Raw genomic sequence first — 25,787 nt, forward strand, 5'->3', positions numbered from 1 at the left:
CGTACAGCTATAATCAACTTTACTTCTGTTCCTGGTACGAAAACGCTTGAAAAATCACTCGTCCCTCCGACTCCCCATAAACACCTTTCGCATACAGACCGATTCTTGGGGCGGTAAAACACAAGAAACGTGTATACATTTCCGGATAAAGAAACTCCGCTGCAAGTTCAACGCCTAAATCCGTGTACGTGATGCCGTCTAGTGAGTGAAAAAAAGTGAAGTTTTGTGATTGGGCATTCAACACAATTTTAAGCCAGAGCGGTTGCCCTTGCTCGATAGGAAGCTTAATCCTTGCAAGCATCTTCTTGTGAACAGCCACGTATTGATCGAGTTCAAGGTAAAGTCCGTCATGTTCTTGGTTCTCGTGAAGACGACTTACATCAAAGCCTTGTCCGGACGTTTGTCCAATACCGTTTCGAATGGAGAAGAAAAGAAAGGAATCGGAGTCCCGATAAAGCGCCAATCCCGCTTCTTCACCTCGACTTTTCGGCTCAAAAACCATCTTGGTTACTGCAGAAAAACCGAAATGACGCCAGCGTCGTGTTAGTATGAGCGTGGATCCAAGACCGTAGGGAATAAACGGTTTGCAAATCATTTGCAATCCCGCTTTCGACAATTGATGTCCGTCTTCTACCGGATGCCTTACCCATTCCCAATCAGGTGATAACGCAGCTCCTTCAAACAAATCTTCGACTGATGAATCTTCCGTTAATAGCCCGTCTTCTGTAAAAGGCATCGTCACTCGATCCATCGGCGCGCCATCCTCACCGACAGTAAACCAATCATCCTCCGTCCAACGCACAGGTGCCACGAATGTTTCCCGCCCCAGCGGGCACGCACCACCTGGTGTTAGTGGACGACCGCCAAGATGGTACATCCACCATTGTCCATTCGGGTCTTGAACCAACTTTCCGTGTCCAGGTTTCTGTATACGCTGTTCGGGATCGCGTTGCGTAAGCACCGGATTATGCGGGCACGGTTCGTAAGGCCCCCAGATGGAACGACTGCGCGCAAGCGTCTCCATATGTTCAAAGAAGGTGCCTCCTTCCGCCAGCATCAAATAGTACCAGCCGTTGCGTTTCACAATGTGCGGCGCTTCAGGAGCAGCTCCGCCGGTTCCCGGCCATACCTGCTTCGCCTCTCCAAGCAGACAAGAGCCATCCGCTGCCAACTCGTGAATCCATCCGCCACCGAATGCTAAATAGCGTTTACCGTTGTCATCATTGAAAATAGATGGATCAATAAAGTGATGATTGAGCATGATCGCTTCGCTATACGGTCCTTCCGGACGCTCTGCCACAAACAACAGATTCGTACAGCGCGGCTGACCATGGTAATAAGGAACGACAACCCAAAACTTCCCATCATAATAAGAAATATCTGGGGCAAATACACCGAATGAATCCGGCATCCCTGTTAAATCCAGCTGACTCTTGCGAGTAATGACATGTCCAATCGGACGCCAATGAGCCATATCACGAGAGTGTAAGACTTGAACGCCAGGGAAAAACTGAAACGTCGAAGTGACCATATAGTAATCCATTCCAACACGCACGATCGAAGGATCGGGGTGGTCTCCGGGTAAAACTGGATTGCAGACTGTTGTTTGCCGTTCGCTCATCCCTTAGAGCCCTCCTTATTAAACTGGTAGATCTCGCTAGCATCCTGCCATGTCTTCGAAAAGCATTCGCCCGTCAACCGATGCCACTCTTCTTCCAGCTGGGTATCAATGACCCGATCGGGAAGCGCCAAGGATGCATCGGATTCGACGATCATAAACAGGGTCAGCCCCTCGCGAAATATGCGCACAGACACGATGCCCGCCTCCCGCATATGCTTTTCGTTCCCTGCTGGAATATCATTGTGAAGCTGTTCGTACCTTTCAACTTGATCTGGATGAAGATGAGCTACTTTGATTTCTGTCAGCCTGTTTGCTGGCATGTCCCTACTCTCCTATCGCTGTTTACTCCTTACTTGTTACTCCCCGCGTCCACGGATGAATGCCGTCTTGTCCTCGCTCGGCCAAGGCATCTCATACGTTGGCGTGTGCACATAGCGCTCCATCGCAAGCTTCAAGCAAATGCCTGTTCCGGCAGGCAGCGACACGTACAGCCATTTCCCCTCAATCGTGATTGAATCCCCCGCTTCGCCGGAAGCAAGGAGGATCTCTCCCGATACAAAGCGGTGCTCCCCGAATACGCCAGCCTGCACGATCAATTCGCGATCATCAAACAGGCTTGTATTGATCAAATGAACGGTTGCCGAATCCGGCGTCAGCTTCTCCACCAATGCTGATACGCCTGGCGGCAGTCCCGGACGCTTGGCCGCAGCGTCAAAATAGCGGACGCGTCCATGTTGCAGCCCGCCGTGAGAGATATGCATCGGTCCGCCCAGCGTCAGTTGCACAAGCCCTTCAAAATACAGCGGACACATTTCCTGCCAGATGTGAATGGCGGAATACATCCCCTCGCTGTAGTGTTCGGTCCACTGATGCGGATCTCCTTCCGGCGCGCGCATTTTGGCAAGCTGGTTGCCAATCATTTCGTAATTGGCACTCAGAATGTCCTGCGGATAGTTCGGGTTGTACCCGCGAATATATTGATACCACGGCTGTGTATTGCCGATGTAGTGTTTGGTTTCCCGTCCGGTCTTCGGATCTCTGCCTGAGAACGCCGGCACGATGACCTCATTCCAGTCGTGGTCTTTCGGAATCCGCTCGACACGTTCCAAATCCTCATCCGCCATCGACATCGTCCACAGGTAGATCGGATATTTCGGCAACGCTTCGCGATAATCGGTCCAACCGCTGTCGAAGCGCTTATACGGCACGACCCATTTGCCGTCGTGCTCTTTACGCAGCTCCCAGTTGCGATCCAACTGCTCTCTAGCCAGCTGCAGTCCATGCATGTCTCCGGTAAGCAGTACCGTATTCATGCATGCGTTCGTCAGCGGCTCGATAATCGTCATAAAGCCGTGCGGCCACCGCCAGCCATAGTAACCGCCCCACCATTTGCCATCATTGTATTCGCCAATTTGACCCGAAAGCCCGATATTGTCAGGGATAATGCCGCCGTTCAGGCGTGTTCGCTCCTGCCATGCATTCACATAGTCGATCACCCAGTTCCGCAGAATCTCATCTCCCGTGTGAAGAAATGCATGTGCGATCAATCCTGTAGCATTCAAATTCAGCGGAACATCACCGCGATTCATTCGCTCGTTCATCATGGCAATGAGTCGCTTATAGACCTTATCGTCAGACCATGAACATTTGCCGCTAGCGAAATCCACGCCCTCAATATCCTCATAAGGAGCTAGATAATCGTCCAGAATACCTCGATGCGTGCTCCAATCCTCTTCCGACACTTCGAATCGAGGGCCCTGGCTGCCTGTTAACGGTGATCGAATCAGCCTCAATTCCGCATCATAGTTTGGTGCTTCTGCATCATCCCCCGTATACATCGCTGCAAATTTCATTGCCCGCTGTCGATCCTTCAGTGTTGCTGGTCCTGCTAGCCCAAGAAAATACAAATACAAGTAACCTTCGCCATGGTGCATCCAGTCATAATAAGCGTCAAATTCCCGATGTATTTGTCCGTATTCCGTCCACTGCCACGTTATGCCCTCCCAAATTTTGCGGGACATCTCATGCAGTTCGCTGCTCCCCCCAAGTACATAAAGGAGTGCCAGATTCATAAACCCTTCATAGGGATCGTCTGATCCGTCCATACCCGGCCAATGCTCAAACCAAATGAGCGTTCCGTCAGGATTCGTATACCGCTGCACGAACTCTTTCGCCGCCTTATTCAAGGTCTCAAACAGCAGCTGTTCCTGTAAAGCCCACTGCGGGGGAACGATTCGCTCTGTGGCACGGACGTATGCGAACGGCTCCTGACTATAAGATGAAATCATTACACATTTCTCCTTTCGATTTATGCCGTTAAATTAATCAAACAACGGTTGGCCTTGAAACAGCGCATATACTTTTTCCAGTTCTTCAGACTCCAAGCCTTTTCCATCACAAAATGACAAGTTCGTGCGCAGCGATTGAAGCGAAGCCGTCCCAGTAAGACTGACATGAATGTCAGGGTTACTCAAACTGAATCGCATAGCAGGCTCTACCAGCCCTTTCGGTTCCGTCTTACGTAGAAAAGCCAATTGCTCAATCCGATTTAAAGATTTCGTTCTAACATCCTCTTCCAAGAAGTGAGCAGGCGCATCCGCCAGCAAACCTAAACCAAGGACGCTACCGTTAATGACACCTATTTCCATCTCATTGGCAAGCGGCAATACCTCATCCTTAGCTGTGTGATCGATGAGCATATACCTCGCGTAAAATTGAATCGCATCGAATTTCCCAGTTCTCATATAGGTCATCATCAAAGGTAGAACTCTCGTCGATACGCCGAGAAAACGGATCTTCCCATCCTGCCGAAGTTTCTCCAAAGCTGGTATCGTCTCGTTCATAATTAGATCGTAAGACTGCGTTTCCACATCATGAATTTGCAAGATATCGATATAATCTGTCTCCAGCCTTTGCAGGCTCTCTTCTACAGAACGAATGGTCGTGTCATAATCGTAGCTCATGTCGAATCGCGTTGCCTTAGATGCTATGACAATTTGATCTCTGAGTCCTTTAAGCGCTTTGCCAATGCGTCGCTCTGATTCCCCGCTGCCGTATTTAGGCGCAGTATCAATAAAATTGACGCCAGAACCGATAGCCTCATGAATTAATCGCTGCACTTCACTTTCATCCGTTTTGCCGAAATCCCCTGCAAGCGGAGCTCCCCCCAGACCAAGCTTTGATACTTTGAGACCTGTTTTACCGAAAGTCGTATACTCCATGTTTCTCTCCTCTTTCATATTAAGGTTGACTGGTTATAATCTAATCCTATCAGACCTAAAAACGAATACAATTTCTTATATAATTGATCAGTACATTTTCAAGCAAAATAAAAGTTCTTAAATCAGATATCAGTTCTTAATTCAGCTTTTTATCAAATACAAGCTCCAAGGATGATTGAGGCTCAAGTTCTACTTGCCTGCACCCGTATAAAGCATTCTGACCTAAAATAGTATGCATAGACGAAGACTTCTCTTCGAAAACCTTTATTTTCGCTTTAAAAGAAGTCGAATTTATTACGTTTAGAACCCATCTATCCTCTGTGTTTTCTTTCATTTCATATTCAATATGATCCATAGCAGCAACAAAACCGCTATCCGTTTGCACATACAACCCCGGAACTTCTACATAGGTCAACATATTTGAAACCTCACACCAGCACGAACCATAGAAGATCTCTCCAACCGGCTCCAGCCAATCGCTCATTTCAACCCGTTCATTCATCCATCCTGCAGGCATAGCTTTACCGTCAGCGGCATGGATGGGTCTGTCTGATCTGGATAGATATTGCGTCAGGTTGTGCGCTATTTCCTTTATTAGCTCCAAATATTTCAAACTCCCTGTATAACGGTAAAGCTTGAATAGCGAATTCCCCGAAAGCGTGCATATGCCTGGTGAACTATGCTTATTTTGAACATTGGCATAAACAGAGCCTGTTGTACGCATATTCAATTTACCGAAGGTTGACTCCTCAGGAAATTTAAAATCATAAGAAACACACCATGTGAAACATTGGTTAGCCGTATCTACAGCTTTTGCAATCCACTGTTTTTCACCAGTAACCTCATATAAGACGACAAAAGACTCTAATAGCCCAAAAGCAGATTCACTGTCCGGACACTGCAGAATTTCCCCGGGACCGCCAGTTGTATATCCCTTTTGAACAAAATGATCGTAATAATAATTAGCAGATTCTGCTGCAATTACGAGATATTTCTTTTCCCCAAAGAATTGATAGGCTAACGCAAGACCAGCAGGAGCTATGCCAGCACTTGTTGAACCACCAATGATGATTTCACCTGTTTCGGAATCCACGAATTGCCCAAACTGCCCATACTTCGTCCACAGCTTCACAAAGGCATCTGCACATTTCTTGGTGCCATCCATCCATTTCTCGGGTATTGATCGAGAGAGCTCCCTATCGCTAATGAGCATGAATTGTTTGATGATATAATACAGAGCATCACTGCTCTTTCGAATCAAATGCCATTTATTTTCCAAATCCTTGAAGTTGTCTCCATACCATTCGCCTTTATATCCACAGCTTTTGAAAAATCCTGACTCGTCCTGTCCTTCGTTGAATACAAACTCAAAATTTCGAAGCGCCCTTTCTCTAGATAGGCTTGAACCTTCAAAAAGCATCGGGTATGTGGTCATGAGGCCCCCTACCCAACCGATCTGCCAATCTTGATGTACACCTTCCACCGTTCCAACCGAGTAATAGCCATATTTCTCTACCCAGTTCTGTGTATTATATTTATGCTCTTGAATCTCCCAAGCACCTGAAAACGTAAGATCATGAGTGAGCTTGACCTCACCGGTTAGATCCTTTCTAATTTCAGTAAAATAGTCGAATAAAGCTGGGACATCCTCGCAATCGAAAAAGAATAGTCTGAGATTTAGCTTGACAGTATCCCCTTCTATGAAGTCTACTCCCGTATCCTCGGAAGGGTAGTTTGTATCACAAATCGTATATCTAACATCTTCTCTAACACCGGGAGCAGCTACCGAAATTTTGCATGTCTGATTTTCAACATCTTCTTCCATGGTAATTCCGGAGTCGCCAACCCCCGTACCCTGCTCAGTCAGAAGCCAGAAACCCTGTTTCGTTTGAAGATCCGCAAAGCCCACTGCCGGTGTTGCCAGATCTCCTGTAAGCAGTTGAATTCTCGACCGTCCTTCACCGCCGATATTTAACCGTGGAACATCGGTGATTAACGTAGGTACATCTACTCCAAAATCCTTTTCTTCGCACAACTGCGGCGGGTACGCCATTTTTCTAACCTCAAAGCGATTTCCATTGTAAACCGCTGAAGGCATTAGGACATAATTGTTGGTAGACCATCTATCGAAATTTAAACGTATAGCCACATTGGTATTTTCAGAGATGCCTTTGCGAAGTCTGAATGACACCTCTAGGTCCATTGCATCTTTACTTTCTTGCACACGTGACACCTTCGAAGTTATTTCCCATTCAGCTCCGTTGAAATCAGCTTTGCAGCATTGTAAGTCCTGGTCTGAAAGACGAATAAAGTGTGAGTCCACGACATGAGAGCCTTTAAATGCCGATATGACAGCATCCAAGCGCAGATTGAATTGTTTGAAAAAATGTTCACGAAACTCCATGTAAACTACCATTCCTTTCACTGACTGAATCACATTGAATATAAGGGCAGGACATGAAGTCCCTGCCCTCTTGTCAATCCATTAATTTATCTCAATATAATCTAAATTACAGCAAGCCTTCGTTCCGTTTGCCGTTTTGTCGGCACTGTCGATTTGAAACTTGACGCTGCCACTGATCGAAAGATTCACGGTCATCGTGCTGTATGTCGCCCAGCTTCCCGTCGATGGGAACGTCAGCGTCTGGACCTTCGTCCCGTTCACATACAAGCTTCCCTGAGTCGATGTCGAGTTTCCGTTCGAGAAACGGATCGTAAGCGTATTGCCAGAGACAACCGATGAAAAATTCACATAATCGCCAGTATTGTCAAAATAACCGATGTTTTTGCCATTGGAAGCCGCAGCATTATTCTCGATAGTTACGCCGTTCAATGCTACGTTTTCCGCTTCGTATCGGGTAGGCACGGCATTGTACACGTTGAATTCGTACATCGCCCAGTAGTTTGTCGAGCTGCTGCCTGTTTGGACGACCTTGATATATCTAGCCGTTTGCGTAACAAAATTGATTTCCATTGTGCCCGCCGCACCGCTTCCGCTCGCGATTGCGCTTCCCCAATTCGTTCCGTCGTTCGAAGCGTAGATTTCGTACGCTAATGGATAATCGTTGTTGAAAATATTCATTTTAATCTTATTGAACGATTTCGAGGATCCCATATCGACCCTATACCACATACCGCTCGTTTGCAGTGCTCCGGTTGACCAATAGGAGCCTACACTTCCATCAAGCGCTAAACTCGCTGGCGTATTAGGGAAACTATGCGATGCAGTCGCCGTCCATCCGGTTCGATCCAATTGTGACGGCGCAACGATGTAATAGACCTCGAACTCGTTCATTGCCCAATAGTTTGTCGAACTGCTTCCTGTCTGCACAACCTTGATATATCTTGCCGTTAGCGTCCCGAAATTGATCTCCGTTGTTCCCGCAGCAGCGGTTCCGGTTGCAATGGCGCTTCCCCAATTCGTGCCATCGTTCGAAACGTAGATTTCGTAGGCTCTCGGATAATCGTTATTAAAATGATTCATTTTAATCTTATTAAACGTTTGCGTGGATCCCATATCGACCTTATACCACATCCCGTTCGTTTGCAGCGCACCGGTTGACCAATAGGAGCCAACACTTCCATCAAGCGCTAGATTGGCCGGCGTATTCGCCAAGCTATGCGACGCAGTCGCCGTCCAACCAGTACGATCCAATTGTCCAGGCGGAATCGGGAATGCCTTCGTCAGAGACACATCGTCAACGAAAGCCGCATTCGCAGTACCCGAATCCTTGTAAAGTTTAATCGTCGCGCTGGTGCTGCTCGGACCTGTGGTAAACGTAATAACAGGATGAGCCATAGGCCATGCGGTACCCGATTCGGCTTTGGGCGTTACCGCAGTCCCTCCAAAGTTTTCAACCGTCAGGCTGACTGAACTGCCTGCTACGACTTGATTCATGCGCATGTATGCCGCTACTTGATATCTCGTGTTAGGCTGGAGACCGGTAATGGTTTGTTGGATACTATCGCCGGTGTTCAGTTTGATGGAATAAAAGCCTGTTTCTACGAAGTGGCTCCAGCTTGGACTGGAGTAGTACACCTCTGCGGTATTATTTCCGCCCTTTGTCCAACCATTGAACGCATCATAGTTTAACGCGCCGCCCCATAATGCCGACTCGAATCCGGAATTGTACACGAGATTTTTTTGCGGCCAGCTGGCTGGTGTAAATGAAGGCTCAGCCGGTGGGCTCGCCAAGTTGCTCCCCGCAGTCCAATCCGTACCGTTATACTCGTATGCGCCTGCATCCGGAGCAGTCCCGACAAAACCATCTGTAATACCCGGTATTTCGACGCCATAATCTTTGGCGACAGATGTTGAAGTAAGACGGAAGTTTGCTGCCGACGCGTTTACGAAACCGGGACTGGCATTGCTTTCGATATTGTTGTTTTTCGTTGCGTCATTGGAAACCTTAAACGTTCCTTCCGACGTAATGTTGTTTACGCCCTGCGACATATAGGCATGATGCGGAGCGCTTCCTCCCCAGGATTGAATAAACATTTTACCCGAATTGTACCCCGTGTTATTGAACACCGAGACGAAATCATTCGGATCGTTGGACAAGATCGCGCCATTAGGAATATTATAAATGACGTTATTGAATAACGCGGCGTTTGAGGTGCCATTATCGAGATACCAACCATATGTAGATCCCGTGGAGCCGTGTAGAATATTATGATGAAATTCCGTGTTTCCTAAATCATTGTTGTAAGGGTGCGTGAACCCATTGTCATTATTGGAAACTTTATCGATATTGTATAAATCATTGTACTGAAAAATGCTCCCATATCCCGTGTAAATAATCGCTGCCGATGCACATTCGTAAACGGAGTTGTGGCTTATCAAGTGGTTCTTTCCGGTTACAACAAGACCGCCGTTATTTAAGCTATCGTGGATATGATTATTGAAAACCTTGCTTCCCTCTCCGCCCACGGAAACCAGTATCGAACTCGAATTGCCGATCGAACTATTTTTCAGCGTATTGAATTGGCCGGAATGATTCTTAACTGCACCCAGCATAACAGCTGTATTATAATGCTCACTTGCATAATAAAACGGATAAGTCAAAGGAGGGTTCGTATCGAATTTAAGTCTGTTGATATTACCGTATGTTGATGTAATGCTATCGATCACGACATGCTGCGCGTCAATTGCGTTAACCGCGCATGCTTTAAAGTTCAGCCCTTGGATCGTAATATACGTATGAGTTCCAAGATCGAATCCATTTTTTCTTGCTTTGATTTCGACTGTATGTGTAGCGGGTGAATCCCCATTCGGTGTCCACAAGTAAAGCGTGTTCGTGGTCGTATCGAGACTCCATTCTTTCGCGATATCTAATCCTACTCTCGCCCCTGCAAGGTAAAATTTGCTTCCGGAATTCGGAGCCCAAGTCGGATCAGGACGGAACCCAGGCAGCATCCATGAATATTCGTACCCAGTAGCAGGTAATCCCATCGGGTCGTAGGATACTTTATGCGTCGATGCATCGTATCCCGTTATTTTCCAACCTAGCGTATCCCAACCGCCGTAGGTATCGCCATGGATTACACCGCCATTCCATGCATTCGTCGAACCGGGAATCGAACTGGAGGTGATATAACCATATTGAACAGACCCAGGACTATCATAATGCGCCCACGAACCGACATTCGGCCACCTCGCAAGGTCCATATCGTTCCCGTCGACAAACACCTGCATGTCATAGATGCCTAACGGCGACGTAACGCCAGTTTTTTTATAAATATTGCCGCTATCCAACGTCCAGCCACTTGATTCGACAGCATCGGCTCCGCTGATCGTAACGGTCTCTCCATTGTAGCTCTTATAGGTAATTGGATTTCCGGATGTACCCGAGTTGGCAGGCGTCACCGTTTCTCGATAAGTTCCTCCTCTGATATTTACCGTATCACCGGCTTGTGCAACACTTGCGGCTTTTTGAATCGTTTTGTATGGTGTCTGTAAAGTAGTACCATCGTTTGTATCTGCACCGTTTGCAGCGTCAACATAATACGTAGTACTCGTAGCGTTCACTACGATTGGATTCACCAGCAAAAGAGAAACTAAGATTAAAGAAAGACTAAGAAGGAGAGGAACGCATTTTTTCATAATGCTTTTCGTACTTTTGTACATCATCATTATTACCTCCTCTAGCTTTTTTAAGTGCTTGGCGGAGCATTTTGAATATATTCTAAGGTTTTGATTTAAGTGTGATGTGTACATAGAAGGAATACCTGGCAAGAAATTACGATCAAATAAATCAAACTCAGTTTCACCACTTTCTCTCTCTGATTTTGATCACACGGCCAGCCTAATGCGGGTCATACACATAAATGCAAATACCATAAGAATCGACGCCGTTATTACACTGTATTGTAAGCTTCCTTATGTCTCCGTTGCCGTTGCACCGTTCCAAATGACAATATCTTCTCTACGCCAAGATGGCTCGACCTTCAAATATTCCAGCCTTTTCCCCCTGAGCTTCGCTTCCACGATCGTGTTCATCGGCGCATGAAGCTTGAATTCGACATCCCATTCCTCCGGCCATGCCGGAAACAGCACTATTTCGCGCCCATCTGCCTGCATCAGCATCGCTTGCAATGTTTGTTGGGCGACTCCTCCATTATCATGATCAGGAACCCAATCTCCTTCGACGTAAAAGGTAGGGAACCGATAACCGTCATGCAAGGTATAACGCATCGCGAGGTATTTCCTCGCTTCAGCCGTCAATCCGAGATAAGCGGCAAATATATTATCTGTGCCCCAGCATTTATACATGCCTTCAAAGGGCCTCATCCAGTATGTGTTCTGAACAATTTCCAACCCAGGCTTATTCACGCCGAACAACCGATAAGGAAATACGGAATAAAGGCCAATATTCTCGTAGTTATGGGATTCTCCGCGATTTTCTTCGCATGAATCGATATACGCGTTGCCATCTCTAATCTTCACTGGAATCGGAGGCAGTTCGGACAACAACTTCTGCCACATATCCCTTGTGCTCTGTGGGACGTGATCTGCCGATATGGCGAGCAAGCCATTCAGTGATTTCAGTAGTCCTGCGATCTCCGGCAGAGGATTCGTTACATCCCATAACGTCTCTAGAGCCTGTGCAGGTTCGATCAGGAGCTCACCCGCTGAATTTCTCGGATAATGCTCGTTGTAAAAACGAATGATTTCCGTCGCGATCGGCAGCAGCGTTTCTGATAAAAACTCCTCATTCATCGTGTGAGCATGATAATCAAGCATCATGCAGAGCAGTTCAAGCCCCCCCTGCCAGTATCTTCGAACATAACCGCTGTCTGTAAGCGATATCTCCGTTCTCTCGGATGCTGGTACTTGACCGTAATCTGTACGATTATATCCGCCCCAGAAATACATCGTCTCTGGAAAAAAGGCCCCTTCATGCTTAAACCATGTTTGGGTATGCGCTTTGGCAAAAGGCAGCGCATCCAGATACATCTTAAAAAAAGGCAGCATGCCATCGAAATCGCCAGCAGCGAGCATCGGCCAGTAGATATGTCGTTGATTTTGAAACCAGAAACATCCTCCCCAAGCTCTAAAGTCAGCATCATAGCCCTGATGGCAAAATTGGTTAAGGACTTCATGATTTCCATCCACATTGAAGATAGATCCATTAAATTTGACTGGGAAGTTTCCTCTTGCCGTGCAAGCAACCGTATACCGATGCAAATGCCAAGCAGATGATAAAACTCCCGTTTCACGATGATCGCCTTCGCTCACATGAATCCAGCTGCGATCCCAAAACGACTTCCACCATTGTCGATGCGCCTCTCTCGCATGTTCAATCGGAATCCGTGAAGCTTCTGCGGCTTCCGCATCAAGCTCACTCATCCAATCGCTCACTTCAGCCGCTTGCATCGTTAATAAACAAGCCGAGAAATGAATCTTTGTAGATGGCTGCCGGGTCTTTATGGCCGTGGAATTGACCGTAACAAAGTCTTGCCCCCAGATCATGCCGCCCGTTGTAAGATGCAATAGCGGATCGTTTGCCTCTCTGGCAAACGCCTCCATCCCCTGATGGGAGAGCTCCCCATACCAGATCGACGTTTCATTTCGGTGGTACCACGTCATGCTGCCTGCTCTATCTGATGATGCAGGAACGACAGTATCCGCAGTAATACATGGATTCAAACCTGCGCTAATCAGCCCTTGTTCACTATGCGAGCAATCCGATCCTCCTGATGTCCTGCCTTCACGCTTATCCTCCAAAACCATTGGTCTTGTTGCATGCCGCCAAAGCTCCAGCTCAACCTCACAACCCACCTCTTGCTTGCTTTCAATTTCAATATGAACAACAGGTGAGCAGGCATCTACCCAAATCCGGAGCCTTACACGATCTTCATGATTGCCTGAGCAAATGATAATCTCGCCATCAATGAGATGAAGCCTTTGCTCGAATTCCATGCCTATTTCAAACGGGTTAGGGTGCAGTCTCAAACGTACTCGACCTAGTTTCAGTAAGCGATGGGATTCATCCCATGCATCTGTTTTCCCTATATAGAAGTACAAATCGCCTTCTTCTTCGACCCAAACATTAAGTCCGATATCGCCGTTTCCGATCGGCATCGATCCCGCAGCATTTTGACTAGGGGACTTCCAAATCACATCATAGTTCTCTACAAGATGTTTCATAGCGAATAAATTCCTTTCTCATCTACCATTTTCTGCAAATGAAAACCGCGGTTTACTTGGAGGTGAGAGATTTCCAAATATAACCGCGGTCCATTAACCTTTTCTATGACCTAAAACAATTACTTAACTCTGTACTCCTTGTACTTAGCTGCTTTTTGTGCAGCAGCAGCAAATTCTGTTTTCGCCCAAGTAAAGTTCTTATCGGCACCCAATTTCGATGCTTTGTCCATCAAGTCTTGTTTGAGCGTATTGTATTCATTATCACTCGCAGCGTATACCATCTTCCATGATGCCGTCTTAAGCAGCTCTCCCAGCTTTTGTTGAATGACCTTAATATCATCAGTAGGAGCGCCCGCTAGAGCAGTGACGCCATCGTCTTGAACGACTTTCAGATTTTTCTTGGCGTATTCATACACGTTCGTAACATTGTTAGCTTTCGTCCACTCCTGTTCAGCGGCCGTCAGGTTCTGCTTCACAAACTGTGACCAACCTTCGTGTGTAATAGGCTCGTTCGTTCTTGGGTCGATGTTCCACTTGTTAAGCATTGTGAAGCTTTCATACCCAGCAGTAGAAGGGTCGTTCTTCATCACTTTGTCTAAATACTCCGGAGCATATTCAGCTTTGCCGTTGTTGATCTTGAACGCTTTGCCTTCTACGCCGTTCATTAGCTCAGTCGAGCCTTGTGCGGATGAAGCGTAGTTAAGCAGTTTAATAATGCGATCCGCATACTTGGAGTTTTTGCCGATTCCGAATACGTATCCACCACCTACAGGAAGCTCCGCTTGTACGAGGAATTTGGCCTCATCTTTCGGGAACAACGGAATCAAACCAGCTTGTGGATTGCTTTTCACGTAATCGCTACCATTAAAAATTTGAGATTGCCATCCCCATAGTGCAGTAAACGTGCGGCCTTCCTTCGTTTTCGTTTCCGCGTTCGGCCATTTTTGGGAAATGGAGTCTGGATCCAGAAGCCCCATCTTTTTCGCTTTATAATAGAAATCTACACCTTGAAAGTACTTGCTATCGGCATCAAATACGCTCTTGATCTGCTTGGAAGCCGGATCGTACTCCGTAAACTGTAAAGTACCAGCGTTCGCATTGACACCCATATAACCAGGCACAGTGAAGTCGACAAGGCTCATACTAATGGAATCCCAATCACTCCATAACTGCATCGGATAGACTTTCTGTCCCGTGGCAGTAGCAGGATATTCTGCTTGCATTTTCTTCATCGCCTGCAACAGATCATCATACGTTTTTAATTCTGGCGTTCCGATTTTCTTATATAAATCCCATCTCGAATAGAGCGCCATATGCAGTAAATTGGTCGGTTGTCCAGCACCGATTTGGGAAGCCAAGCCAAATAGTTTCCCCGTACCGTTACTATAGTTATCTCGCATATACTGAAGCATAGAAGGTAGGTTATTCGTAATATTAGGACCGTATTGAGCGACTAAATCATCCAGAGACATTAGCACGCCCGCTTTGACGGCGCTCTCAAACTGCTTCTTATCTTTAAATTCGATCAAATCCGGCATATCTCCGCTAGCCATAATAGCGGACAACCTTTCGTCAAACTTATCTCCAGCGAAAATGTAATCCATTTTCAACCCGAATTTCTTTTCGAAAATTTCTTTGGAAATTTCATCGCTTTGTATGCCTGACAGTGAACTAGGTCCAATCAGGGCTTGAATCTTTACAGGCTCCAATGCCGTATTCGCTGCTGTGGAAGGCGATACTGCTGCTGCCGAAGGTTGGGTGGATTCAGATGGCGATTTCGTCTCTGTACTTCCACACCCTGTCAAACTAATTGCCATCGTACCAACAATAACCAAGCCTGCAATACTCGAGAAGTTCTTTTTCATTTGGTGCTTCCCCCTCAATCAATTTGGTTTACCTATTTATTGAATTCTAACCTTTTACTGCACCTAACATAATCCCTTTTGTAAAATAGCGTTGCATGAAGGGATAAATGCAGACAATCGGCAGAATAACAACCATTGCAATCGTCATGCTGACAGCCGTCGGCGTTAGCTTAAAGCTCGATGCCGACAAACTCGCTCCGCCGTCAACCATGATCTTTCTTGCCAATGCATCGGCTTCGGACATGAATTTATACAAAACAAACTGCAGCGTATTCAGTCTCGAATCCGTAATCAAAAACAAATTGTCCCGCAGATTATTCCACTGATTGACACATTCGAAGACAGCTACAGTAGCTAATATAGGCTTAGATAATGGTACTAGTATGCTCCAGAAAATCCGGAATACCCCTGCACCATCGATCTGCGCTGACTCTTCCAATGCCTTAGGAATACTTTCTATAAATGTTTTGATAAGTATGACATAGAACGGAGCAATAATATAAGGAATGATGTATACAGCAAACGTATTCATCAGATGTAGATTTTTCATATTGATATACCATGGAATCAGACCAGCATTAAAATACATGGTTACGATAACAAAACGGTACAGAAACTTTTTCATGAACATGTTCGGCTTCGTAAACAAATAGGCCAAGAAAGATGAGCCAGCCAGTGTCAAAGCCGTACCGATAACGGTTTTCAATACGGAAACCCCTAACGCCATTCCAATTCCACTCAGCTTCAACACCTGCACGTAGTTTTCAATATGAAAACCTTTTGGATACAGGACGAGGGCACCTGATGCAGCCCACTGGTTGTTGCTTAAGGTAAGTACGAAAATATAGTACAGCGGGAAAATACATATGAATGCAAATAGGATAAATACCAAACTGTTGATAACACTGAAACTTAGATTTCCGATTGTCACTTTTTGTTTCATGGGTGTACAATCCCCTTCTTAAATAATGCCTTCTCCACGAACCTTCTTCGATGCGTAGTTGACTGAGAATAAAAGCGCAACGCTGACGACTGATTTCAAGATGCCAACGGCAGTAGCGAAAGAATAATTGTATCCGGACATCCCATTGCGTATGCCGATGTTGTAGACATAGAGATCAAGCACTTCGATCGAATCTTTGTTCAATGCGTTTTGGAATATCAAGTATTGCTCGAGACCGTTATTTAGAAAGTTGGCAACGCTTAACAGCATGAGAACGAAAAAGGTTGGCATCAGATGAGGGATTGTAATATATCTCATGATACGGAACCTGCCGGCCCCGTCGATTCGTGCCGCCTCGTAGAGCTCATTGTCTATGGATGTCACCGCTGCGATATAAATAATGGCCGTCCAACCAATCGTCTTCCACGCCAAGTAGGCTGTTTGCGTTAACCAAACATGGTCAGAACTAACTAGCAAACTAATTGGTTCTTCAATGATATGGAGATGCATGAGAAATTTGTTTATAAAACCGTCTGATTCCGAAAACATAGAGAATGCAAACGCATACACAAGTGGCCAACTTAGAAAATTCGGAAGTGTAGTTAGCGTCTGGACGGCTTTCTTGAGCGGTTCAAATTTAATCTCCACAAGGAAGACCGCAAATATAAGAGGTAAAATTTGAACTAATAAACTTAATAAACTCATTCCAAGCGTATTTGACATGACTCTTTTCACTTCATCAACCGTCATTGGATCGCTCAAAAGCATCTTGAAGAAGAAGAAGCCTTTAAATTCCGTATCAAAAAGTTTATAACCTGGTTTGTAGTCAAAAAAAGCGTAAATCCAACCGTAGAGCGGTAAGTACGAAAAGACGAATACGAGTAAAATGAAAGGCATCGACAGGTAAAAAAGCTTTTTCCCTTCCTTTTGGGAAACGGTTACAACGCGTTTTCTTGCTTGACTGCTCATGTTCTGTGTATCCCCTCCTTCATATCCAATGTTAATACGGAGCGGTTTCGGACTCAATTGTTTAAACTCTAGATGCATCTGTCAAAATTATAGAGCGTTTTCATTTTCACTTTGTATTTGTTATGATAGGAATCAAGTGGAGGGATTCTATTATGTATCAAGTACTGATTGTAGAAGACGAGCCGATCGTAGCAGAAGCACTCATTAAATCATCCGTCTGGGATGACCTAGGTCTCGAAGTTGTTGGCAACGCTTTCAATGGTTTAGATGCCATCGACTGGATGGATAAGTACCATGTCGATATCATGATAACAGACATTAAGATGCCCCAGATGGATGGAATTGAGCTGATCCGAAACATACGCGAACGAGGTTCAAAGGTAAAAATTGTTATTTTGAGTGGACATGACGACTTTAACTACGTGAAAGAAGCTATCAAATTAGGCGTGGAAAACTATCTGTTAAAACCACTTGATAAATCGGAATTAGCCTCTACACTGAGCAGTATCGTAGACAAAATGCAAGCAGACTTCGATCGTCAAATCAATCTCAACGAGCAGATAAATGCTTTTCGGGAAAGCTTTCTCCTTCGATGGGTAACCAACTCTGTAACCAAAGCAGAATTTCGAGAGAAAGCCCACATGGCTCAATTTGACACCAGCCTTGCCCAATATCGTATAGCATTATTCAAAATACTTAATCGCAATGGTAATTCAGACAAGCATGCGGCAACTTTAATCATTCAACATTTTCTATTGCAACAGTTCGGGCAAGATCTGAAAAACTTGTCTTTTTGCGATCCATCTTATGATCTTGTGGTAGTTTTCCCAGAGCATTTATTTAACAAGGGCAGCTTATCTTTACACGATCAACTACAGTCCATATTAACGGCCCTAACCGTTCATACTGAACTGCAATTGCTCCTCACCATTGGTAATGACGAATCGGACTTATTTACTGCCCATAGAAGTTACCATACGGCAAAGGAATTACAAGGGTACACGTTTCTACTGCCGCCTAACAGCCTTGTCACATCCGATGACATCGAAAAAAATAGAAGCGATGGTGAATGGTATCTCGATTTGCCACTTGAACAAATAAATAATTTCATCCTGTCAAACAAAAAAGAGGAATGCCTTGAAATCACCCGAATCACATTCACCAAAATCCATGGAAATAGCCAGATTACACCTGTCATGTTCAAAAATGCAATCTTGGAACTCTTATTTCAAGTCTCCAATACTGTAAAAAATACGATCATTCATCCTGAAAGTATCCCTTTATCATTTAGAAATCTGTATCACCACTTTGCAGTTTCGGATAGATACGAGGACCTGATCGGGCTTGTATATGATACCATCAGTACTGCATGCGATTTGCTTTCCGAGAGAGACAACGCGACAAATGCAACAATCAAGCAAATTTTGGATTACGTCAAAGAAAATTCGGAACAAGATCTTTCATTAAAGACACTCTCTTTTCAGTTCAACGTCAATGCTTCCTACCTAGGACAGCTATTTCGCAAGGAAACTGGCATCCTATTTAGCAACTACATCAATCATTTGCGAATTGAGAAAGCGAAAGAACTGCTTCTCCAAACAGACATGAAGGTAACAGATATATCCGCCAAGGTCGGATATTTGGAGCCTAGTCATTTTTATAAAATTTTCAAAAAGGCGACTGGTGTTTCCCCAGCACAATTCAAATGAAAAAATTTATTCAGATCAAATTATTCACAAAAATCTTGTTGCTATATATCCTAATACTTTCATTTGCGCTTTATGGTTTTACTCGATATGTTGCTGACAATTCCATGGAACTATTAAAAAAGGGCCAAATAGGGATTCACCAACAAATGATCGCCGCCATGCAGAATATCATGGATAATCGTTCAAAAACGATACGAGATATTTTATTGAAAATTTATAATGATCAGGATTTGAACACCTACATCATGAGCATGATGGGCGATACGGAACCTAGCGAATTTTACGTCGATCATTCGTTCGATAAGCAATCAATGGTTAATAAACTGGACGATCTTGTAAGTGTTGACAAGAATATCAGCCATCTCATCTTGTATAATAGCACTACTAAAAAAGCTTACTTGTATTTATATGATTTAAATTATACTTTTTCTGATTTTACAGAGCCTATTACTAAAAACATACCTCAGTTACAGAATCCATCCCAGGTCAGTTTTATTTTGCCAGCGCATTTAGATTCCTACAACACGCGCCAAAGTTCCAACTATTATTTTGGAATGGCCAGTAATTTTTACTACCCTCGATCCAGCTTATTTATGGGAAGATTCATCATCGAGTTTGGCATGGAAGACCTTCAGAACACCGTCATTCAATTTGGTAAAGATATGAATGGCTATCTATTGATTTTAACCAAAGAAGGAGAGGTCGTATTCGATTCATCTTCCACCTATTACGGTAAGAAGTATCCTTATTTCGATAAAATATCCCAATCTTCTGATTCTGTAGAATTAGCGGAGGAAAGTATTGTACATGTTGTCAATTCGGATGAGAGTAAATTCATTTTTGCTTCAGTTTTACCTAAATCGACCTTGAATAAGCAATTGAATATTTTTAATAACTCAACTTATCTTGCTGCGATTATCCTTCTCTTATTGATCTTCTCCGTTTACTTTTTTGTAACGGGGATCATATCGAAAAGAGTCAATCGAATCGTTAATGCGATGGGAAAAACGGTTAAAAGCAATTTACTTCATAGAATTCCCTTGACCCATAAAGACAATGAATTTGAACAAATCGCCATACACTTTAACAAAATGTGCGACAATCTGCAGGACTATATTAATAAATCTTATGTCTATGAATTGCAGCAGAAGGTTGCCGAAATGAAAATTCTTGAAAATCAAATTAACCCGCATTTTCTTTACAATTCTTTAGAGGCGATCCGAGCAAGGCTGGAAATCGACGGGAATGATGAAGGCGGGCAAATGATTCATTCCCTCGCAACGTTGTTTAGAGCTTCCCTGAAAGCGGATTCGGTCGTCACGATCGCTGAAGAAATCGAATTCTGCCAAATGTATTTGAACATTTTTGAGGTTAGGTATCAAAACTTATTTCAGTTCCATATCGACATCCAAGATAAAATAAAGCACTGTGGGATCATTAAATTAATTCTTCAGCCCATTGTAGAAAACTACCTTATTCATGGATTTGATCGCAGGAGACAAGACAATGTATTGTCCATTCTCGGTTACCAAGAAGGCAATACGATCTTCATAACCGTCTCAGATAATGGCATCGGTATCCCATCTGACAAACTTAGTGAACTTAAACGAAAACTAAACATAGCTTCACCATCGACGATAGGAAGCATCGGCCTTCATAACGCGAATGAGCGGATAAATCTTCTGTTCGGTTCTTCCTATGGTCTGGATATCGAAAGCGATGGTTCCAATGGAAGCCACGTTACGCTGCGAATTCCTTGCATGAAGCCGGAAGAAATCAAGGAGCAAAACATAACAATGCTGAAAAGCCTGCCCTCCAATCATCGTTGAGGGCAGGCTTTTCACTATAAGCTTATTGTCCAAGAATTTTTCTAGCCAAAGCTGCCAGATCGACAATATCCAACTTGTTGTCCTGATTAAAGTCATACATTTGGAGATTAGACCAATTTGGACCGCTGCTAGTTGCTCCATAATGACCTGCCAATAAAGCCAAGTCTCCTATGCTTGCGGTCGTATTTATGGCTGCCGCAAAAGTAACCAGCGCTGTGTTCAGATCAATAACAGCCTGATTCGCTTGCGCCTGCGTGGCATTCGCATCATTGACAACTGTACGCGCGCTGCTAAGCGCTGCTTTCAACGCATTGACTGCACTCTGTGGATAATGTCCCCATAGTATCGGGCTGATCTTGGCTGTATCGACTGTCGTCTGTGCAGCTGCAATCCCCGCATTCAGCACTGTTTTGTCCACATTCGAAATCGTAAGCAGAACATTGTAGTCAGAGAGGCTATGTAAGGATGTTTCAACACCATTAACGTTTGCGACGACAGATTGCGTCACGTAAACGGAACTGCTCACTGTTTGGTTCATTTGCTGAGCCTGGAAGTTCAGCTTCAGAACGTCTACTGTTCCCGTAACGGCGCCATTCGATCCTGTTGCTGCTGCAAGCAATCTTACAATCCCATTAGAGTCTGAATCACCCACAACTGAAAATCCGTTAACGATTGACTCCGCAGATATAAATCGCAATTGTCCTGGATCAAAGCTAATCGTCAGATCCTGGGCGTAAACACTCGTAGTGACATTCACCAAGCTGTACGTCAAAGTAATAGGCTGCCCGACTAGTACGGTTGCCGGACCGGTTAACTGAACACCAATTCCGGCAGTGACAAGCGTAAATTGAGCAGTTAAGATAACATCGTGATTTGGCATGGTAAAGCTGTTATTGATAATCGGAGTTGCATCCCCGTTTGAAGGATCTACATACATAAGTGAGTCAGGGATCAACTGATATCCCGAAGCAGGCATTACGCTCACGCTTACCTGATCATTGTAATTTGCCTTTGGGTTAGCTAAGACTGCTCCGTTAACTAAGTTCGGATCGCTCATAATATTATAATTCGTAAGTGCAAAAGAGGCATATACCGACTGATCCGCTGTAGGAGTAAAGCCATTCAAATTAACAGGCGTTCCGTTATTGTCAACCCAACCTTGGAACGTATACCCGGCTTTTGAAGGCATATCAAGCGGCATAATCATCGTCCCGCCATTTTTAATCTGAAGCTTACGCCAAGTAGAACCGTTAGAGTTTAAAGTAATGGTATGATAATCAGTGGCAACCTTGGAATACAGCCTTACGTGTTCTACATAACCTTGAAACAAATTCGATGAGAAGCCGATTCCTCCGTTAGTAAACAAATTGGTTTTCGTTGCTGCAGAAAATTGAAGTGATCCATCAACATACCAGTTTAAAGTAGAACCGATATGCTGAATTTTAACATGACGCTTCGTATTCAACTTATAGTAATCGGTCAAATTGTATGGAATCGGGTTAGTTCTGTAATTTTTGCCACTATCGTCATTGTAAGGAACACCACCCCAGATATCCTTTGTAACTGTATCCCACTCTAGCACGTTCGAAGCATTTCTCGGCAAGAAAGCATACGAATTTTTCCCGCCCGAAACAGGCGTGTATCTTGTGTAAATGCCAAGTGCCTGCCAGGGCGCTCCTCCAGACCAACCTGTCGTTGTCTGATCAAATTCAAGGACATAGTCCTGCCATGTCTGACCGCTTGGAGGGGTAATGATATACTCCGGATAGCCGTCTGTGCCCGTAGCATTAATATTCAGTCTCATATTTGTCGAATCAAAATCTGACGTAGATGCACCGCTCATTAAGGTCCAACGCGCTGCATTGGCAGGTATATCCTGCGAAGTGAAATCTTCGCTAAATAGCACGGATTTACCATTTGCAACAATCGTATCCGTATACGCCATTGGACTTATACGGCCTGTTGAATCGCGGCCTTGAATCACATAACTGTATGAAGCACCTTGGATAAGCCTTCCGCCCGGAAGATCTGTTCCCTCATCGTCCAAGAATGTACGATCTACATTCGCGGCAATTTGTTTCAGCTCTGTACCGTCATATCTCCAAACGGTGTACGTTTCGTTTGACGCAGTGCTATCTGCCGTCCAATTAATCGTATTATTGCTGTAAGCTGCTGTTACAACCGGATTCAGAGGAGCCAGAGGAGCCTGCCCTGTAGAAGTAGTAAAAGGCATAACATTGCTGACAGCGGTTCGATTCGTCATTCCGTATGATAGGACATGCCAATAATACGTAGTTCCTGGAGTCAGATCTGAGGCTGTGACATTAGCGCTTGTACTTGCCAACGTATTGCTGTAAACGACATTGCTAAATTCTTTATTGGTAGAAATCTCTACCTTGTAATTAATGGCGCCGGTGGCCTGACTCCAAGAAAGTGTAAAAGGAAGCTGCAAGGAATTAGGCGTGTTTAAAATCGGTGCATTGGGCATAAGTCCCGGCGTATTATTTGCAGTCAACAAGCTAAGATTAGCGTTTCTTAATGAGTTATACCCCGCAGGAGCATCAGGCCAACCAAAAGCAGATCCGGCCGTTGTGTTGCCTCCGGTCAGACCTATTCCGGAAGTTCCGTAATGGGACATAACCGACTGCTGATGCGCCCAGATCTGGTTGTTTGACATGCTTGTATAACTGCTGGAATTATCAAAATACAATACATATAGCGGCCATGCAATAGCATCACGGCTCTTGTAAATCGTATTGTTATCATACGAATTATAACGTCCGCCGTACCACTGGTACAAGCATCCTCCGTCGGCCATGTACAGCATGTACTCATCAATTACATTATTACTATATACATTATAATCATTATTGGAAAAATCACGCGTCAATTCTGAGCCGGGAGATCCACGGCCTTCGTCACCGATACGAGTTGTATCCGTGGTAAAATCTATATTCGCGCCTCCCGCACCTTTCAATTCATTAAATCTCACATGATACTGTGCAGTCTTGTCTCCGTACGAATCTATTGCTGCTCTCGTATTGGGAGTAGTCGAAGTCATACTGTTTTGGTCAGTTCCGGCATTGTTAAACGCTGTGTACGGAATATTTCCAATGTAGTTATAGTTCGCAGTATTGTAAGACGTTCCGTTTGTAGTTACTGCCGATGAATGCAAGTAGGGTGCCTTACCAATATATTGAATGTTATTGTAGTTAACTGTGTTTGATTTGTTCAAATCTTTCGTTCCAGCACCGTAACCTATGATTTCAACGCCTCCGGCACCCAAATCAGTTAATTGATTGGCAAGAACTTTATTGTTTTGAGAATAAAAATTTAACGCCACTGCATACGAACCTGTGTGCTGAATGATATTATTTTGAATTGTAATATTGTTGCCACCCTCAACAAGTACAGCTGCATCCGGATTTTCGGAATTTCTTAACATCCACTGATCGGCCGGCCACTGATTTTCAGGCATACGGTCGGTGTATTGTAAAGTTATTCCTTTAAGCGTAATATCAGAAACTGCTGACTTCCAATCTGCGTCTTGAAGGGTTTTTCCATGCGATTGGTTGTAGTCACCTGTAAATTTAATAAGCTCATAAGGTTTAGGAGCGACAATGTTTTTTCCGGACATCGTTCCATCGCTTGGCCAAAAGTACACCTTGCTGTTGACCGAATCAACACACCACTCTCCGGCAACATCAATAAACTGTGGTGCATTCAATATATTGTAAGGCGTATTGCCTACATCACGGTTGAAAATATTTGGATTTTTGGACTGCATGTAAGCCTGATTGGTTGTGCCGTTGATTTCACTTAAAGTAACAAGGGAGTTCCAGTATATTTCCGGCATAAAATTCACTTCAATGTCAGGATTTCCGGTAAGTCCCGATAAATCGGTACCCGAAAACTGATAAGGAAGTCCCTTGGTCGAATTGGGATGCGGAAATCCACTTGTGGAACCGCCCAAACTTGTCAAATAACTACCATGAGGCCACTGATGCCAGTCCGTGGTATTTGATTCTTGAGACACTTGTTGGCGAATGTTATCAATGTACAGGTCGTGGAAACGGAAATTGGCAAGTGAAGTGCCTGCAGTGCTTGCGACAAAAATATGTGATTGTGCCGCTGTCGGAAATTTACTGAAATTGATATCGCTTGATGTCAATTGTGACCATCCTGAAATTGGAACTCCGCCAGAGATAACTGGGGTTTCACCAGGGTAGTTTTGGTAAACAATCGGCTTACCGGGAGTGCCCGAGTCAGCTGGCGTAAATGTTATAGGCGAGGTTTGCGGGTATTCGCCACCGCGAAGATAAACCGTCACGCCTCCTACAGGTAAGCTTGCTGTTGTCGGATATGCTGTACGAATCGCATTCTGAGCCGCCTGCACCGTTTTAAAAGGTTGAGATTGTGTTCCTGGATTGCTGTCGCTTCCAGTCGGGGAAACGTAATAGAAAGTGGTAGATGCTGATGGTGCGTTATAAACAGTCAGTATACAGGTCGTAGAACTCCCTGTAGTAATATTGGTTGCGGTAATCGTCACCGTTCCTGCCGCAACACCCGTAACAACCACCGTTCCCCGTGAACCATAAGCACCGGCAACTGGTTGAGTAGGGGTTCCAAGACTTGCTATCGAAATATCATCTGTACTTGTTGTCCATGTAATATTTCGGTTGGAAGCATTGAAAGGCAATGCGATGGCGGATAAGGTAATGGTGCTTCCTACTTGAACCGAGGCTATATCGTTGGAAATCCTCATACGCGGGTTTTCAGTTTGAGTTAGCCCTGAAATAGCCGCTGATACCGTTATTACGTTTGCAAACATGCTTAAAATTACTGCAAACGACAAGAACATTGCTATAACCTTCTTGTTAACACTTTTCTTCATCTAAAACCCTCCTAAACTTTGCAGCGATTCAGAATTGAAACCGATTGTTTAAAACCGTTTGCAAAGCGCATTATCATTGTAAAACT

The 25,787-nt window shown here is 44.6% G+C and carries 13 protein-coding genes; 2 read left to right on the plus strand and 11 right to left on the minus strand.

Going from position 1 to position 25,787, the window contains the following annotated elements:
- Positions 1 to 19: 19 nt before the first annotated feature.
- The 10 genes from AC58PQ_RS13555 to AC58PQ_RS13600 form a co-directional block, all read right to left on the minus strand.
- Positions 20 to 1,621 (minus strand): glycoside hydrolase family 43 protein, encoded by a 1,602-nt coding sequence (locus AC58PQ_RS13555; RefSeq protein ID WP_497242450.1) that lies wholly within the window; start codon positions 1,619 to 1,621, stop codon positions 20 to 22.
- Positions 1,618 to 1,941 (minus strand): L-rhamnose mutarotase, encoded by a 324-nt coding sequence (locus tag AC58PQ_RS13560; protein WP_497242451.1) that lies wholly within the window; start codon positions 1,939 to 1,941, stop codon positions 1,618 to 1,620. Before AC58PQ_RS13560 ends, AC58PQ_RS13555 begins: the two co-directional genes overlap by 4 nt.
- A gap of 36 nt (positions 1,942 to 1,977) precedes the next feature.
- Positions 1,978 to 3,909, minus strand: a complete 1,932-nt coding sequence (locus tag AC58PQ_RS13565) for a DUF8034 domain-containing protein (RefSeq protein ID WP_497242452.1) — start codon at positions 3,907 to 3,909, stop codon at positions 1,978 to 1,980.
- A gap of 33 nt (positions 3,910 to 3,942) precedes the next feature.
- Positions 3,943 to 4,842 carry an aldo/keto reductase gene (locus tag AC58PQ_RS13570; protein WP_497242453.1) on the minus strand — a complete coding sequence of 300 codons (900 nt, stop codon included), beginning with the start codon at positions 4,840 to 4,842 and terminating at the stop codon, positions 3,943 to 3,945.
- A 136-nt stretch (positions 4,843 to 4,978) separates the two neighbouring features.
- Positions 4,979 to 7,246 (minus strand): hypothetical protein, encoded by a 2,268-nt coding sequence (locus AC58PQ_RS13575; protein ID WP_497242454.1) that lies wholly within the window; start codon positions 7,244 to 7,246, stop codon positions 4,979 to 4,981.
- A gap of 81 nt (positions 7,247 to 7,327) precedes the next feature.
- The gene (locus tag AC58PQ_RS13580; RefSeq protein WP_497242455.1) at positions 7,328 to 10,975 is read right to left on the minus strand and encodes a discoidin domain-containing protein; all 3,648 of its coding nucleotides are present in this window, start codon (positions 10,973 to 10,975) and stop codon (positions 7,328 to 7,330) included.
- A gap of 246 nt (positions 10,976 to 11,221) precedes the next feature.
- Positions 11,222 to 13,492, minus strand: a complete 2,271-nt coding sequence (locus tag AC58PQ_RS13585; protein WP_497242456.1) for a DUF5703 domain-containing protein — start codon at positions 13,490 to 13,492, stop codon at positions 11,222 to 11,224.
- A gap of 119 nt (positions 13,493 to 13,611) precedes the next feature.
- The gene (locus AC58PQ_RS13590) at positions 13,612 to 15,357 is read right to left on the minus strand and encodes a hypothetical protein (RefSeq protein ID WP_497242457.1); all 1,746 of its coding nucleotides are present in this window, start codon (positions 15,355 to 15,357) and stop codon (positions 13,612 to 13,614) included.
- Positions 15,358 to 15,403: 46 nt separating this feature from the next.
- Entirely contained in the window at positions 15,404 to 16,300 is an 897-nt protein-coding gene (locus AC58PQ_RS13595) for a carbohydrate ABC transporter permease (RefSeq protein WP_497242458.1), read from the minus strand.
- Positions 16,301 to 16,318: 18 nt separating this feature from the next.
- Entirely contained in the window at positions 16,319 to 17,269 is a 951-nt protein-coding gene (locus AC58PQ_RS13600) for an ABC transporter permease (protein ID WP_497242459.1), read from the minus strand.
- Positions 17,270 to 17,421: 152 nt separating this feature from the next.
- On the opposite strand from AC58PQ_RS13600, the gene AC58PQ_RS13605 reads away from it, so the two are divergent.
- Together AC58PQ_RS13605 and AC58PQ_RS13610 are read left to right on the plus strand one after the other, a co-directional pair.
- The gene (locus tag AC58PQ_RS13605) at positions 17,422 to 18,978 is read left to right on the plus strand and encodes a response regulator transcription factor (RefSeq protein ID WP_497242460.1); all 1,557 of its coding nucleotides are present in this window, start codon (positions 17,422 to 17,424) and stop codon (positions 18,976 to 18,978) included.
- Between the two features lie 104 nt (positions 18,979 to 19,082).
- Entirely contained in the window at positions 19,083 to 20,807 is a 1,725-nt protein-coding gene (locus AC58PQ_RS13610) for a sensor histidine kinase (protein WP_497242461.1), read from the plus strand.
- A 22-nt stretch (positions 20,808 to 20,829) separates the two neighbouring features.
- On the opposite strand, the gene AC58PQ_RS13615 is transcribed toward AC58PQ_RS13610, so the two are convergent.
- Positions 20,830 to 25,701, minus strand: a complete 4,872-nt coding sequence (locus AC58PQ_RS13615; RefSeq protein WP_497242462.1) for an Ig-like domain-containing protein — start codon at positions 25,699 to 25,701, stop codon at positions 20,830 to 20,832.
- Between the last annotated feature and the right edge of the window lie 86 nt (positions 25,702 to 25,787).

It is taken from the genome of Paenibacillus sp. J22P143, from assembly GCF_059692035.1.